The sequence below is a fragment of the Devosia sp. Micro-HW1 genome (genome assembly GCF_056341075.1).
This window is the reverse complement of record NZ_CP094375.1, coordinates 3,825,606-3,838,432: the sequence shown is the minus strand read 5'-3', so window position 1 is coordinate 3,838,432 and position 12,827 is coordinate 3,825,606. Positions and strand designations below refer to the sequence as shown.

The window sequence follows — 12,827 nt, the reverse complement described above, 5'->3', positions numbered from 1 at the left end:
TGTCCTTCTATCGGTTGCGGATAGTCTGGGTGGCGGCGGCAATGGCCGCGCCGGCCGAGAGGGGGGAAGCGATGCGCGCATCCTCCATCATCGGAAAGGTCACGATCGAGACCTCGTAGAGGTCGATCTCATGCAAGAGACGATTGCCGTCGCGGCGGCTCGCCCTGACCGTTCGGAAGCCAATGGAGAGCCCATCGAGCGCCCGGTTCTCGATCAGGCGCCTCAGCGCATCCGAGCGTGGCACGCCCGGGACCAGTCGTCCGGTGACGAAGAGGCCATGGCTGTCCTCGCCAAGGCTGTCCCAGGTGCCCACCGGCTCCTTTGGGTCGTGCTGGAACAGGAGACGAATACGCCCGCGCCGCTTGGCAAGGCTCTTCACAAACGCCCCCGGCAGTACGATGTCGCCGCCGCTGTCGAGCTTGTTGAACACACTTGCATAGCCGGCAAACCGCCCCTCGGCGTCTATCGCAATGCCGCTCATCCGCGCTTGGTCCCGCCGCCCTTGGGCCTTGGCGCGCCGCGCTGCTTGTCGGCCAGCGTCCCCGCCAGGTTCCAGGCAAATTGCCGGAACGTCTGCTGTGCGCCCTCGCGATTCTGCTTGTCTGCCATGGATTTAGTCCTCCTTCCGGAAAAGCCGATTCAACTGTGCGATCTCCTGCACGAAGTCGTTGAAGTGTTGATTCACCTTGGCCATTTCGCGCAAAGCCCAAACCAGCAGGGCACTGGCCCCGCTCGCCCAGAGGAACAGCGCCAGATGGGCCAGGTCGCCCCGCTCGATGACGGTTTTTGTCAGTTCGTCCATGGGTTCCTCCAGGCAACAAAAAAGCCCGCCAGAGGCGGGCCCAGTTGCTTCGACACTTGCGACCTCTTCTGGCCCTGCTTTGGTCAGGGCCAACTTTCCCGCAGTTGCACCAAGCCGGCCGCTGCAGCATCGGCTCGATCAAGCACACGAGACGGTCGGTCTCTCAAACCCGCGATCGTCCTCAGAAAGCGGGCAACTTCATTCTCGGAAGCATGAGTGTCCAACAAGGCCAGCAAATCAGAGACATGGTCATCGTACTCGAACACTGACGAGGGATTCTCCGTCGCATTGAACGGATCCCATTCCAGCGTCAGTATGCTTCCGACTGCGCGAAGTTTTTGACCTCGCTTTACCAGCGCTTCCATTCCTGGAAGCAACCGCTCTTCGAAAAACCGAGGATACGTAAGGATCAATTGAATTTCGTCCTCGGTTAGCCGGCTGTCTGGGTATTCAGGCCTTGAGCCCATCCTGCGATCCAAAGCGATCGCAATCTGATACTGCTCGGGCGGCAGAGCGGCGGTCGAGACAATCGTGCATTTCCTACCGTCTTCGATCCTGCGACCTTCTCCATCTCGATCGAACTTGTAGGTCGTCTCATTGGGAATGTTGCGGGCCCAAAAGCTGGTGGCATTCGCATCGTAAACCAGCAGCAAGTCCGTCCGACCATCGTCTCTCAGACCGTATATCAAATCACCGGTCACGATGGCCTGGAGTGCCTGAAACCTCGACATCATTGTTGTCCTTTCGGACCAAAGTGGCCCAGGGTTTCCTGCTGTTCAATGTGCGGCAATTCCTCAATGCCCAAAATCTTCAAGGCGCAGCTTCGGCAAAGGCGCTTTCCCTGAATGGTGTACATTCCCGTGGTCCCAAAACTGCCACCCATGCTGCACCCGCTGGAAAATCCGTCACAGCGCGGCCCTGCAACCTGAACACGGTCGGGCTCGACCTGAACCTGCCCTATGACCGACAGATCATCAATCCACTGCCCGCCTTCCGGCGTCCCTTTCGGTGCTCGCGGCTGGTCCGGCCGATAACGCCGCTCCAGCCCGGCGATCAGCATGTCCAGCTTTAACGATAGCGTGGCGAGCCGGATTTCGTATCCAAGCGCTTTCAGCGCTCGTTGGCCAATCTGTACCATTGCTTAGGCCCCGACCCCGATCCCAGTGAGCTCCCGCTTCTCCGCATCCGTCAGAAAATCCGCCGCCCCGACCCGCGCCCATAGGGTCGCCCGGTCTTCGGCCAGCGCCTCGACGCCGTCGAAATCGGCCACCACTTCCGCGCCGTCAAACGCCGGGCCCAGCCATTCGCTCAGCTCCTGGCTCACCCGCATCACCAGCGGCACCAGCGTCTGGCGCCATAGCGCCCGGTTGGCTTCGGCGAGGTTGGCATAGGTATTGTCGCCCGGGATGCCGAGCAGCATGGGCGGCACGCCAAAGGCCAGGGCAATGTCCCGCGCTGCCGCGTGCCGTGCCTCGATGAAATCCATGTCCTTGGGACTGAGCGCAATCGCCTTCCAGTCCAGCCCGCCATCGAGCACCATGGGCCGCCCGGCATTGGCGGCGCCCGAAAACTGGGCCTCCATCTCCTCCTTGAGCCGATTGAACTGCTCGTCGGTGAGGTTCCCCGCCCCCGCCGAATAGACCAGTGCCCCGGATGGCCGCGCCGCATTGTCGAGCAGCGCCTTGTTCCACTGTGCGCTGGCATTGTGGATATCGAGGCTGGTCTGCGCGGCCTCCAGCGGCGCCATGCCATAATGGTCGTCGAGCGGATGAAACAGCGCCATATGCAGCACGCCCGGAATGGGCAGCGGCTCCTGCGAAATGCGCGTCGCCCTGCCCCCGGCCTTGTAGTCATAGGCCACCGGCCAGCCATCACGCCCGGCAACGACGCTCATCCGGTCTGGCCGCAGCACGAACAGCGTGCGTACCGAGCCATCGACGATTCCGGCCTGCAGATAGGCATTCCCGGCCGTCTGCAGATAGGCATAGACGGCCTCCAGCAGCTCTCCGCCCGATTGGCGCGCATTGGGCCTTGCGAGCAGCAGCGACAGCGGATGCTCGCTCACCCGCTTGCCGTCCACCTGCACCACCAGCGGCACTCGGTTGGCCGCCTCGGCAATCAGCCTGATGCAGCGATAGACCACCGGATTGCGCATGAACCCCTGGTTGACCAGGCTCGCGTAACCCCGCCCGCTCCACTGCGCCGGTCCCAGCTGGCTCAGCGTCAGCATGGTATGGCCGGTGAAGGATTTGCTTTCCTGGGGCGTGTTCGTCCGTCCCCCAAACAGGCGGTTCAGCAGGTTCGGCATGTTTGTTTCCTCAAAGTTAGGACGACCACCGGGCTCCCCCTCGCCCCTTGCGGGAGAGGGTGGATCGGCCGCAGGCCGAGACGGGTGAGGGGTTTCTCCACGCGAGCACAGTTCCCGCGCGAGCCTGAACCTCTCATCCGCCTTTCGGGCACCTTCTCCGACCAGGGGAGAAGGGTTCAAAGTCCGCGCACCCGCGGCCTCTGTTCATTCAGCACCAGTTCCGTCAGCGCCCAGACCAGCGCATCCACCCGGTCGGGCGAATGCCCGTCCGCCTTGCCATCGGGCCCGAAGGCGCAGAGCTCATCTTCCAGCGCCATCAACCCCGCCACATGGCGCACCAGGCCCCGTGCATAGAGCGCCGCCACCGGCTCGGCGCGGACCCATTTGCCGCGGCTGGCCCGCACCGTGCGAACCGGCACCTGGGCATCCACCTGCGCCAGCACATTGCGCACCAGGTCCCCGCCCTGGTTCACCTCCACCACGATGCAGTCGGCCTCATGCGCCCGATAGGCCGCAATGGCCCGCGCCGCCCAGACGTCGGGCCGCACCCCCTGCAGCGTCGCATCTTCCAGCACCACCGCGCCCTCGCCCGAGCGCCCCGCGACAACGATGCCGCAGGCATCCGCCCGCGCCGTGCCCGTCACCGGCGGATCAACCGCCACGACGATCCGCCCGTCGACATCAGCGTCGGGCGGCAAAAACATGCTCCGCTGCCAGAGCGCATCCGGCCGGTCCTCGATCAGTTCGCCGTCGAGTTCCTGCCGCCCCAGCACCGTGCCCTGATAGCGGGCGACCACGGCACTGAGAAAGGCGTCTGCCAGATGTGGGTTCACCTTGCTTGAAGCCCGCGTCACCACCGCCTGCTCGTCGGCGAGCAGCCGTTTGAGTAGTTTCGTCGGCCTCGGCGTCGTCGTCACCAGCTGCTGGGGACGTTGTCCCAGGCGCAGGCCGAACTGGAGCATATCGAAGGCCGCCTCGGCCTTTTTCCATTTGGCTGTCTCGTCACACCAGGCTGCCGCGAATTGCGGTCCGCGAAAGCGCTCCGGCTCGGAGGCCGGCAAGAGGTGCGCCTCGACGCCATTTGGCCATTTCAAGACAGAGCCGATAAGCCTCGGCTGCATCCAGGGCGGGCAGATGCGGAGGACGCCGCTCTCACCCTTGACCATCACGGCTTCCGCCTCGGTCATTGTCTCGCCGACCAGGGCTATGGGGCCAATGCCCCGCTCGGCCAGCATCCGCACCCATTCGGCCCCTGCCCGTGTCTTGCCCGCGCCGCGTCCGCCCAGGAGAAGCCATGTCGTCCAGTCCCCGTCAGGCGGCAGCTGATGGACCATGGCCCAGATCGGCCAGTTATAGGCGATGTCCACCAGCTCACTTTCCGGCAGGCTCTTGGCGAGACGCCGCAATGCAGCGCGCAGGGTGGTCATGGTCTAGGCGCGCCCCTTGGTAATGGCGTCGATGCGAGCTTCGAGTTTCTGCCGCAGGTCCGAAATCTCGCCCCTGTTCCTGCCCGGGCTGGTGTGGTGACTTTCGGCCCGCTCGATTACGATCAGCTTGTCGAGATCTCTCACGAGGTCGCTGATCACCTTGCTCTCCGCCGGTTCGCCCTTGTCCATTTCTGCCTCCAAAATATCGATTTGTCGTTCCAGCAGGCCCTGGACGCGTGCAATCAATATGCGCCGATCAATGTCTTCGGCACTGCCCGGTCGTAGCCATTTGCTGCGGCGGGCTCGCCCTTCGAGTTGTCCCCGTCTCAGCCGGTAGCGATGCGCGATGCCATTGCGGGTAAGCAGACCCGCTTCATAGTCGAGCCGCACAGCCTCCCACGGCACAAAACCGCCATCGCGGTTCCGTTCAGGATCATAGTCATCCATGTCCGATCTTCCCCTTGGGCCGCCCACAGCGCCCCCGTCTGCCCATCACACTGACTCGATTGTGAATCGCCCGCCGGAACTACATATCCGTGGGCGTATTGCTCTCATGCAGCCTAACCGGGAGGGGCGCGATGTCTTCAGTCGTCAAGCAGCACCACTACGACGCCGCGCGCAGTGAGCTAACGCTGTGGTTCGGCCCTGATCTCACCTGCTACAAATATTCACTCATCCCACAGGCCGTGTATGACGGTCTCGTCAACGCCGAGTCCCAGGGGCGCTACGTCAACACGGTCATCAAGGACCGCTACCCCTGCCGCCTGGCCAGTCCATCCGAGCAACGCAACCGCCGCTGGCAGGCCATCCACTCGAGCCGCTGACCCAATTTCGTGATCATGCCTGAACAATAACCCGGCACCGTCACGCGGGGATAACTTTTGAGAAAGGGCCCCCGGCCCGGCCCCCTGAAAAAGGGGCAGAGCAGACTGGTTCCTATAAGGCAAACACAGTTGGGTCCCGCCTCCCCCTCCTTCAGGAGGAAGTTATGTGGGGGTGCCTTCCACCCTCACTCAAGAACCACCCCGCGCGTGAACCCTACTCCACCACTCCTGCCGCCTTCAGCGCCGCCTTGTCGCTTTTGGCGCTCATGGCCGCAGTTCCCCGCTCCACCGCGTCCTTGATCATCCCGAGCGCCGCCGCTTCCAGTTCGGGCCGCGTCCGCGCCAGCGTCTTCAACCCGGCGATCAGGCGCAGCATGACCTCGATACTGCCCGCCCCATCGCGGGCGATGGGCCGGAAGGCGTCAGCCATCAGGTCATCGGGGTCCAGCGGCGCCACCAGCACGCGCTCATGTTTGAGCTCGCCATCGTCCTTGGGTCGCTCAGCCAGCACCCGCACCTGCGTGCTCACCACCGCAATCGCCGTGCCCGGATCGTTGATGCCCGGCGACAGGGCCTTGGAGGCAATTTCGGACAGCACGATCAGCCCAAAGCGCGGATCGCTGTCAAAGGTGCGGGCCTGTCCCACCACGAAGGCCTTTGCCAGTTTCTCCGCCAGCGCGTCGTCGGCGGCTCCCTCGACCAGCAGCAGCGGCCGGTCCGGCGCCGCATAGGCTCCGGGCCGCGCCGTAATGGTCAGTACCAGGTCATGTTCCTCGGCCAGCTCCTCAAGCCGTGGCGTATCGATATGCTGCACGAAACCGATGCTCGGCGCGAAGAGGGGTTCGCCCTTCGGCTCACTTTCCAGCGCCCGGCAGCCCATCAATCCCCGGCCCGGCACCGACTTGAACCCCTTGGCAGCCGCTTCGCCCGCCCTCTCGACCGTTTCTCCCACCCGGCCAATGGCGGACATCTGTCCGATCCAGCGGATCAGTGCCGCGACCACCAGCACGACAACCAACAGTGTCACCACAAACAGCAGCAGCCGTCCGGCTTCGCTGTAGAGACCGGCGGAGAGGCCAATGATCCCGACGATGGAAAAGAGAAAGGCCCCGATAAAGACCGAGATCGATGTCTGGGCGCTGCGGTCCCCGACGATCAGGGGTACGGCCCTTGGGCTCGTTTGCGAAGACGCACTCGCCAGCGCGCTGACGATGGTGGAGAGCGCAAAGACTGCGACGGTCAGCAGGCTCGTGGCGAGGACGGAAAGGATCGACTCGACCGCGTCGGCTGAGAGCGTGAAGGGCAACTGGTCGGGCACAAGCCGCGCCATGCCGAAGGCAACCACCAGCGTCAGAACCGCAACGATGGAGAAGGCCGCCGGCAGGAACCATATGCGCTGCACGATCTGCCGAAACTTGAATGCGATCTGGCTCATCCATGACCTCCCCAGGGGAGACGCGGTCTGACCCAGAAAGGTTGCGCCCGAACACGCCTCAGCCGAAAATTCGCCGCGCCTCCAGCGCCAGGCCCATGCCGACACTGCCGAGCACATCGGTGCGTACCACGTCCGCCTCAGGAAACAGCGCCTGCAACCGCCCCGCCACGGCCGGCACCAGCGTCGAGCCGCCGGTCAGGATCAGGCTGTCCACTGCCCCTGCCCCCAGGCCCGCCTGACGCAGGGTTTCGGCGATGGTCGCTTCCAGCCTTTCGATCGAACCGGCCAGAGCTTCAGCGAGTTGTTCGACCGTTATCGCGGTTGCAATCACCCGCTCGCGCACGGGAAAAGCAAAGTCCACCGCGTCCTTGTCCGACAGTCCGATCTTGGCCTCTTCCACCGCCCCGATCAGCCGGTGGCCAAGCCGTTCCTCGACCAGCATGACAAAGGTTTCGACCCGCTCGGCTTCCTTCGCCTCGCGGATCGTCGAGCGCAGGTCGCGCAGCGCCTTGGCGTCATACAGGCGGTTGATGCGGTGCCAGGTCGAAAGATCGAAATATGGGGCCACCGGCAGGTGCCGCTTTCCGTCAAGAGTCCGCGATCCAAGGCCGAGTTCGGGCATGACCCGGCTCATGGAGAGCAGGCGATCAAAGTCGGTGCCGCCAATATGCACGCCCGCGGTGGCCAGGATGTCGTCGCTGCGGTCGACGCTGCCGGCGCGGTCGGGCGAAACCCGAACCAGTGAAAAGTCCGACGTACCGCCGCCTAGGTCGACGATCAGCGCCAGCTTCTCGCTGCCGGCCTGCCGTTCATAGTCGAGCGCCGCGGCGATGGGCTCGAACTGAAAGGCAATATCCTTGAAACCCTGCGCCCGTACGGCGGCTTCCAGCTGATGCTGGGCCTGGCTGTCGGCAAAGCTGTCGTCATCGACGAAATGCACCGGACGGCCCATCACCACCTGAGTCAGCTCGCGACCCAGTTCGGCCTCGGCGCGCCGCTTCAGCTCGCCTACAAAGGTGCCGATGATTTCACCAAAGCCCAGCCGCCGCGTCTTGACGCGGGTGGTATCGGCAAACAAGGCCGTGCCCAGGACGCTCTTCAGCGAGCGCATCAGCCGTCCGTCGGCACCGGTCACATATTCGGCCACGGCGTCGCGGCCGAAATGGATGGAATCATCCTCGAAACCGAAGAACAGCACGCTGGGGATGGTCTTCTGCCCGTTCTCGAGGCCCAGGAGTTGCGGGTGGCCGCGGCTGTCCACAAGGCCAAGGGTGGAATTGGACGTGCCGAAATCGAGGCCACAAGAGTGTGTCATGGGAAGCCGTCCGCAAAAGGATGAGATCGCGCCGGAAACGCGGGACGGCCGTCTTAGTGGGTAAGGCGCGGCAAGTAAACCGTCAGGCCGCCTGGCGCTGCTTTTCGTCGCGACCGCGCAGGTCGATCACTTCGAGGCGAGCCAGACCCCGGCGCTGGGCCTTCTTGACGGCCTGATGCGCCGCTTCGAGCACGCCACGATCCAGCCGGCCCTGAGGGTTGGCCACGGCGATGCCCATGCTCATGGTCAACTGGCCGGCATGGCTTTCGCGGTTGACGATGCCGGCACGGCGGATTGCCACGGCGATGCGGCTGGCGAGGTCACGGGCCATAAGGGCGGGCATGTCGGGCAGGACCAGCACGAAGCCGGCGCGGCCGTGGCGCAGGCACTGGTCGGTTTCGCGCGGCAAGAGCGCTGCGATCACGCCTTCGAGCGTTTCGATGCTGTCGTCGACCGCTTCGCGGCCATAGGTGGCGAAAAATTCGGCGTAATTGTCCATTTCCAGCGCCAGCACGCAGAGCGACACATTGCGCTCGGCCGAGTGCGACCAGCTCTTGCGTAGCTCTTCGTCGATGCGCTGGGCAAGCCGGGATTTCTTGTTGGGATTCCTGGCGATGGCGGCCTGGCCGTAAGCGGGCACACGAACGTCATCCCGTCCCAGCGCCGCACGGATGCGCGCCCAGAGACCGTCATTGCCGCTCGTGGTCACTTTGTTCATCAAGCCTGTCCTGGGCCAAGTCCGGATCGGGGGCATGAAGGCACGATTATGGTTAACAGGTGGTAAGCGGTTCGGATCAAAGACTTTCCGGCGGCTCCCATTCGGGCCAGAGCACCGCATGCTCCTCCCATTCCTCCGCATCCACCTCCGTCTCGAGAAAGGTGCGGCCTTTCACCGAAACGCCGACATCGACCACCGTCTGCGGATCGCCCGAGACCAGCGGATGCCACCAGGCCAGCCCCTTTCCCTCGGCCAGCCGCCGATAGGCGCAGGTCGTGGGGATCCAAGGTATCTCACGCACATTGTCCGGGGTTAACTTTATGCAGTCGGGAACCTTTTGCTTGCGATTGGGGTAATCGGTGCAGGCGCATGTATCGCCGTCGAGCAGCCGGCAACGCACATCGGAGGTGATCAGGGTGCCCGTGTCCTCGTCTTCCAGCTTGATCAGGCAGCAGCGACCGCAGCCATCGCAGAGGGCTTCCCACTCTGCCGGCGACATCTCTTCGAGCGTTTTTTCTTCCCAGAAGGCCATCTTTATCGTTTGCCGTTCATTGTGATGTCGGTTTGCGCTTGCGGGCGTGGCATTGCAATCATATTCCAGCGATTGTGTTGCCTTGATCCGCAGTTGCGGACAACTCTGGCGACATAAGGGCATCGGGGTTACCGTGCAGGATCCATTCTACACCAAGGAAAAAAAGCAGCGGCCCAAGGGCGGCATGCTGGCGGCTGACGCCTGGCTCGATTCCTCGATGTACGAGTTCTGGCAGGCCCTCGGGCGCGCCTATACGCGCTACCAGGATTTCATGTCCCGCTTCCATGTCACCGGCATCAAGCGCTTCTTCGTCGAGATCCTCTCCGACGCCTTCACCTTCGGCGCCATCGGCTGCGTGCTGATGACGGCGCTGGCCCTGCCCGCCTTCGACATCATCGATCGCGGCGCCTTCAACAAGGCCGAGGACTATTCGGTGGTCTTCCTCGACCGGTTCGGCACCGAGATCGGCCGGCGCGGCATCCGCTCCGACGACTCGGTGGCGCTTGACCAGATGCCGGACTTCCTCATCAAGGCGACCCTCGCCACCGAGGACCGGCGCTTCTACGAGCATTTCGGCATCGACGTGGTCGGAACGCTGCGCGCTCTCGCCAGCAATGCCCAGGGCGAGCGCGGCACCCAGGGCGGATCGTCCATCACCCAGCAGCTGGCGAAAAACCTCTTCCTCTCCTCCGAGCGCACCATCGAGCGCAAGATCGTCGAGGCCTTCCTCTCGGTCTGGCTCGAATGGAACTACTCCAAGGACCAGATCCTGAAGCTCTACTTTGACCGCGCCTATATGGGCGGCGGCAATTATGGGGTGACCGCCGCGTCGGAATTCTATTTCGGCAAGCGCGTGCAGGACATCAACCTGGCTGAAGCCGCCATGCTGGCCGGCATGTTCAAGGCGCCGGGCAATTATGCCCCGCATGTGGACCTCGCGGCCGCCCGCGGCCGCGCCAATCTGGTGCTGACCAATCTCGTGGCGTCCGGCTTCCTCACCGAAGGCCAGGTGACTGCCGCTCGCCGCCATCCGGCCGCGGCCATCGACCGTTCCCAGGACATCAATTCCCCCAACTACTTCCTCGACTGGGCTTTCGAGGAAGCCAAGGCCATGATCGAGCGGGAAAACGCTCCGGGCAACAATTTCATCGTCCGTACCACGATCGACACCACCCTCCAGACCTATGCCGAGGACGCCATTACCTCGGTGATCCGCGAACAGGGTGAACGGTACCGCGTCGAACAGGGCGCCATGGTCGTCACCGACACCCAGGGCGCCATCCGGGCCATGGTCGGGGGCACGGACTATGCCAAGAGCCAGTTCAATCGCGCCATTGTCTCCAATCGCCAACCGGGCTCGTCGTTCAAGCCCTTCGTCTATGCCGAGGCCTTCGAGCAGCTTGGACTGACGCCAACGGATACGGTTTCCGATCACCCGGTCTGCATCGGCGACTGGTGCCCGCAGAATTATGGCCGCTCCTATCGCGGCCAGACCACGCTGATCAGCGCCTTCGCTGCGTCGATCAACACTATTCCGGTGACGCTTTCGATCAAGACCGGGCGCGATTCCATCGCCGAGCTCAGCCATCGCATGGGCCTGCGGCAGGAATATCCGGTCACCCGCTCGCTCGCCCTGGGCGTGGCGTCCGTGTCGGTCATCGACATGACCTCGTCCTACGCGGTCTTTGCCAATCACGGCTACAAGACCCAGGCCTATGGGATCACCCGGATGACGACACTCAACGACCAGCTCGTCTGGGAACTGGAGCCGGACGCACCGCGTGAGCGGGTGCTGTCCGAGCAGACCGTCGCCTACATGAACCAGATGATGTATGCCGTGACCCAGAGCGGCACCGGCACGCGTGCGCGCATCGAGGGCGTGCCCACCCTGGGCAAGACGGGTACGACCACGTCCTATCGCGACGCCTGGTTCTGCGGCTTCACCGGCAATTTCGTCGCCGCCGTGTGGTTCGGCAATGACGACTACCGCACGACCAACGACCTGACGGGCGGCACCCTGCCCACCATCGCGTGGCAGAAATTCATGGCCTATGCCCATACCAATATCGAGGTGAAGCCGGTCTTCGGCATCGACTTCGAGATGCCCGAGCAGATCATCGCCGATGCGGACCCGGACAATATCGAAGAGATCATCGAGCGCCCGCCCAGCCTGAAGCCGGCCGCGGCCCGCAAGCTGCTCGACCTCGCCGACCGGCTCGAAGCCACCATCGACCGCAATCTCCCGCGCGAAACTGCGCAGGTCCCGGCGGCTGGGACGACAGGGCTCTAAGGCAAAGCTTCGTCAGCTCGCCTGCTTGAGCCGATCCAGCAGGGCTATGGCACCAAGGTCATCGCCAGCATTGGCTTCAGCTTCCGCAAGGTCATAGGCGGCCTGCATATTTAGCCAGAACTGCGCCGTCGTGCCGAGGGCACGGGACAACCGGAGCGCCGTGTCGGGGGATACAGGCGTCTCTTCCTTGACGATGCGCTCAATACGCGTGCGCGGCACCGAAAGGCGCTTGGCCAAGGCCCCGGCAGACAGGTTGAGTGGCACCAGGAATTCCTCCCGGAGGATTTCACCCGGATGGATTGCCTCGCCGAACGTCAACGCAGTCATCGATAGTCCCTCCTAGTGGTAATCCGTAATCTCAATGTCCCTTGCCTGTCCCGCCTCCCAGCGGAAGCAGAGGCGCCACTGGTCATTGATGCGCACGGAGTACTGTCCGATCCGGTCACCTTCAAGGCCTCTAGTCGATTGCCCGGCGGAACCAGCAAATCCTTCAACTCCGCCGCGTTCACCAGCATGAACAACTTGCGACGTGCAACCGGCATGAGGGCCGTGGGAAATCCCTTCGGACAAGACCCGTCGGCAATCGCCTGAAGCACTTTGCCCGTAAACGACCTGACCATGTCGCCGCCCCTGTCACACTTGTATCATGACACGATACACAAATGAGATCAAGAACCGCGTGTCATGACACGATACAACGGCCACGCTCCTATTACTCCACCACCCACTCATACTGGCCCGTAAAGCTCACGTTGAGCCCGCCGCACTTGCCGTTGTCGGTCACGTCGATCCAGTTGATGTTCCAGTCCAGCCGCAGGCCGAGCACACAGTCATGTTCGCCCGCCTTCTCGGCCGGCTCCGCCTCGCCATCAGGCCCGATCATGATCTCGATGACATTGTCGGCGCGAATCCAGCGGCTGGGCACCCGCACCGAAAACTCACCTACATTGACCGCCCCAATCGCCACTTTTTCGGGATCATCGGCCCCATAACTGGCAAAGCCCTCGATCTGCAGGCCCTTCTTCTCAGGCATTGTGACGCTGAGGGTGTGCTCGTCGCCGGCCGCCCACTGCCCCACCCATTCCGACAGGTCGAGCCGCGAAACAGTCTGGGCAGCCGCGGGCCCGATGGTCAGGGCAAGGCAAAGTGCAGCGGCGGTAGCGCGGTTCAACATGG

16 protein-coding genes and 1 pseudogene are annotated in these 12,827 nt (G+C 63.5%); 2 read left to right on the top strand and 15 right to left on the bottom strand.

Going from position 1 to position 12,827, the window contains the following annotated elements; genetic code table 11:
* Positions 1–7: 7 nt before the first annotated feature.
* The 8 genes from MQW79_RS18490 to MQW79_RS18455 form a co-directional block, all read right to left on the bottom strand.
* A complete protein-coding gene (locus MQW79_RS18490) occupies positions 8–481 on the bottom strand; it encodes an HK97 family phage prohead protease (RefSeq protein WP_476585991.1) in 474 nt (157 codons plus the stop codon).
* A complete protein-coding gene (locus MQW79_RS18485; RefSeq protein ID WP_476585990.1) occupies positions 478–609 on the bottom strand; it encodes a hypothetical protein in 132 nt (43 codons plus the stop codon). The genes MQW79_RS18490 and MQW79_RS18485 overlap by 4 nt, the downstream gene beginning before the upstream one ends.
* 4 nt (positions 610–613) lie before the next feature.
* Positions 614–802, bottom strand: coding sequence for a hypothetical protein (locus MQW79_RS18480; RefSeq protein WP_476585989.1), 189 nt, complete (start codon positions 800–802; stop codon positions 614–616).
* A gap of 83 nt (positions 803–885) precedes the next feature.
* Positions 886–1,536 (bottom strand): hypothetical protein, encoded by a 651-nt coding sequence (locus MQW79_RS18475; protein WP_476585988.1) that lies wholly within the window; start codon positions 1,534–1,536, stop codon positions 886–888.
* Positions 1,533–1,940, bottom strand: a complete 408-nt coding sequence (locus tag MQW79_RS18470; protein WP_476585987.1) for a hypothetical protein — start codon at positions 1,938–1,940, stop codon at positions 1,533–1,535. The genes MQW79_RS18475 and MQW79_RS18470 overlap by 4 nt, the downstream gene beginning before the upstream one ends.
* Positions 1,941–1,943: 3 nt before the next feature.
* Positions 1,944–3,110 (bottom strand): phage portal protein, encoded by a 1,167-nt coding sequence (locus MQW79_RS18465; protein ID WP_476585986.1) that lies wholly within the window; start codon positions 3,108–3,110, stop codon positions 1,944–1,946.
* A 176-nt stretch (positions 3,111–3,286) separates the two neighbouring features.
* A complete protein-coding gene (locus tag MQW79_RS18460; protein WP_476585985.1) occupies positions 3,287–4,537 on the bottom strand; it encodes a DNA-packaging protein in 1,251 nt (416 codons plus the stop codon).
* Positions 4,538–4,540: 3 nt separating this feature from the next.
* A complete protein-coding gene (locus tag MQW79_RS18455) occupies positions 4,541–4,984 on the bottom strand; it encodes a hypothetical protein (RefSeq protein ID WP_476585984.1) in 444 nt (147 codons plus the stop codon).
* A gap of 131 nt (positions 4,985–5,115) precedes the next feature.
* On the opposite strand from MQW79_RS18455, the gene MQW79_RS18450 reads away from it, so the two are divergent.
* Positions 5,116–5,361 carry a KTSC domain-containing protein gene (locus tag MQW79_RS18450; protein WP_476585983.1) on the top strand — a complete coding sequence of 82 codons (246 nt, stop codon included), beginning with the start codon at positions 5,116–5,118 and terminating at the stop codon, positions 5,359–5,361.
* Between the two features lie 214 nt (positions 5,362–5,575).
* Here the strand turns inward: MQW79_RS18450 and MQW79_RS18445 are convergent, their stop codons facing one another.
* The 4 genes from MQW79_RS18445 to MQW79_RS18430 all read right to left on the bottom strand — a co-directional run bounded on the left by MQW79_RS18445 (position 5,576) and on the right by MQW79_RS18430 (position 9,361).
* Entirely contained in the window at positions 5,576–6,796 is a 1,221-nt protein-coding gene (locus MQW79_RS18445; protein ID WP_476585981.1) for a DUF2254 domain-containing protein, read from the bottom strand.
* Positions 6,797–6,854: 58 nt separating this feature from the next.
* Positions 6,855–8,111: an Hsp70 family protein gene (locus MQW79_RS18440; RefSeq protein ID WP_476585979.1), complete on the bottom strand. Its 1,257-nt coding sequence runs from the start codon at positions 8,109–8,111 to the stop codon at positions 6,855–6,857.
* A gap of 82 nt (positions 8,112–8,193) precedes the next feature.
* Positions 8,194–8,829, bottom strand: a complete 636-nt coding sequence (locus MQW79_RS18435; protein ID WP_476585977.1) for a diguanylate cyclase domain-containing protein — start codon at positions 8,827–8,829, stop codon at positions 8,194–8,196.
* Between the two features lie 76 nt (positions 8,830–8,905).
* Positions 8,906–9,361 (bottom strand): YcgN family cysteine cluster protein, encoded by a 456-nt coding sequence (locus MQW79_RS18430; protein WP_476585976.1) that lies wholly within the window; start codon positions 9,359–9,361, stop codon positions 8,906–8,908.
* Positions 9,362–9,494: 133 nt separating this feature from the next.
* Here MQW79_RS18430 and MQW79_RS18425 point away from each other — a divergent pair, with 133 nt between their 5' ends.
* Positions 9,495–11,651 (top strand): transglycosylase domain-containing protein, encoded by a 2,157-nt coding sequence (locus MQW79_RS18425; RefSeq protein ID WP_476585975.1) that lies wholly within the window; start codon positions 9,495–9,497, stop codon positions 11,649–11,651.
* Between the two features lie 12 nt (positions 11,652–11,663).
* Here MQW79_RS18425 and MQW79_RS18420 read toward each other — a convergent pair whose 3' ends face one another.
* The 3 genes and pseudogenes from MQW79_RS18420 to MQW79_RS18410 form a co-directional block, all read right to left on the bottom strand.
* A complete protein-coding gene (locus tag MQW79_RS18420; protein ID WP_476585974.1) occupies positions 11,664–11,978 on the bottom strand; it encodes a HigA family addiction module antitoxin in 315 nt (104 codons plus the stop codon).
* Positions 11,979–11,990: 12 nt separating this feature from the next.
* Positions 11,991–12,193 (bottom strand): annotated as a pseudogene (locus tag MQW79_RS18415) (type II toxin-antitoxin system RelE/ParE family toxin).
* Between the two features lie 170 nt (positions 12,194–12,363).
* Positions 12,364–12,825, bottom strand: coding sequence for a hypothetical protein (locus tag MQW79_RS18410; RefSeq protein ID WP_476585973.1), 462 nt, complete (start codon positions 12,823–12,825; stop codon positions 12,364–12,366).
* Positions 12,826–12,827: the final 2 nt, after the last annotated feature.

Coding starts and splice junctions, on each gene's coding strand:
- MQW79_RS18435 (WP_476585977.1), bottom strand. CDS start 8,829: ATGAACAAAGTGACCACGAGCGGCAATGACGGTCTCTGGGCGCGCATC.
- MQW79_RS18490 (WP_476585991.1), bottom strand. CDS start 481: ATGAGCGGCATTGCGATAGACGCCGAGGGGCGGTTTGCCGGCTATGCA.
- MQW79_RS18450 (WP_476585983.1), top strand. CDS start 5,116: ATGTCTTCAGTCGTCAAGCAGCACCACTACGACGCCGCGCGCAGTGAG.
- MQW79_RS18460 (WP_476585985.1), bottom strand. CDS start 4,537: ATGACCACCCTGCGCGCTGCATTGCGGCGTCTCGCCAAGAGCCTGCCG.
- MQW79_RS18470 (WP_476585987.1), bottom strand. CDS start 1,940: ATGGTACAGATTGGCCAACGAGCGCTGAAAGCGCTTGGATACGAAATC.
- MQW79_RS18420 (WP_476585974.1), bottom strand. CDS start 11,978: ATGACTGCGTTGACGTTCGGCGAGGCAATCCATCCGGGTGAAATCCTC.
- MQW79_RS18475 (WP_476585988.1), bottom strand. CDS start 1,536: ATGATGTCGAGGTTTCAGGCACTCCAGGCCATCGTGACCGGTGATTTG.
- MQW79_RS18430 (WP_476585976.1), bottom strand. CDS start 9,361: ATGGCCTTCTGGGAAGAAAAAACGCTCGAAGAGATGTCGCCGGCAGAG.
- MQW79_RS18440 (WP_476585979.1), bottom strand. CDS start 8,111: ATGACACACTCTTGTGGCCTCGATTTCGGCACGTCCAATTCCACCCTT.
- MQW79_RS18445 (WP_476585981.1), bottom strand. CDS start 6,796: ATGAGCCAGATCGCATTCAAGTTTCGGCAGATCGTGCAGCGCATATGG.
- MQW79_RS18480 (WP_476585989.1), bottom strand. CDS start 802: ATGGACGAACTGACAAAAACCGTCATCGAGCGGGGCGACCTGGCCCAT.
- MQW79_RS18465 (WP_476585986.1), bottom strand. CDS start 3,110: ATGCCGAACCTGCTGAACCGCCTGTTTGGGGGACGGACGAACACGCCC.
- MQW79_RS18455 (WP_476585984.1), bottom strand. CDS start 4,984: ATGGATGACTATGATCCTGAACGGAACCGCGATGGCGGTTTTGTGCCG.
- MQW79_RS18410 (WP_476585973.1), bottom strand. CDS start 12,825: ATGTTGAACCGCGCTACCGCCGCTGCACTTTGCCTTGCCCTGACCATC.
- MQW79_RS18485 (WP_476585990.1), bottom strand. CDS start 609: ATGGCAGACAAGCAGAATCGCGAGGGCGCACAGCAGACGTTCCGGCAA.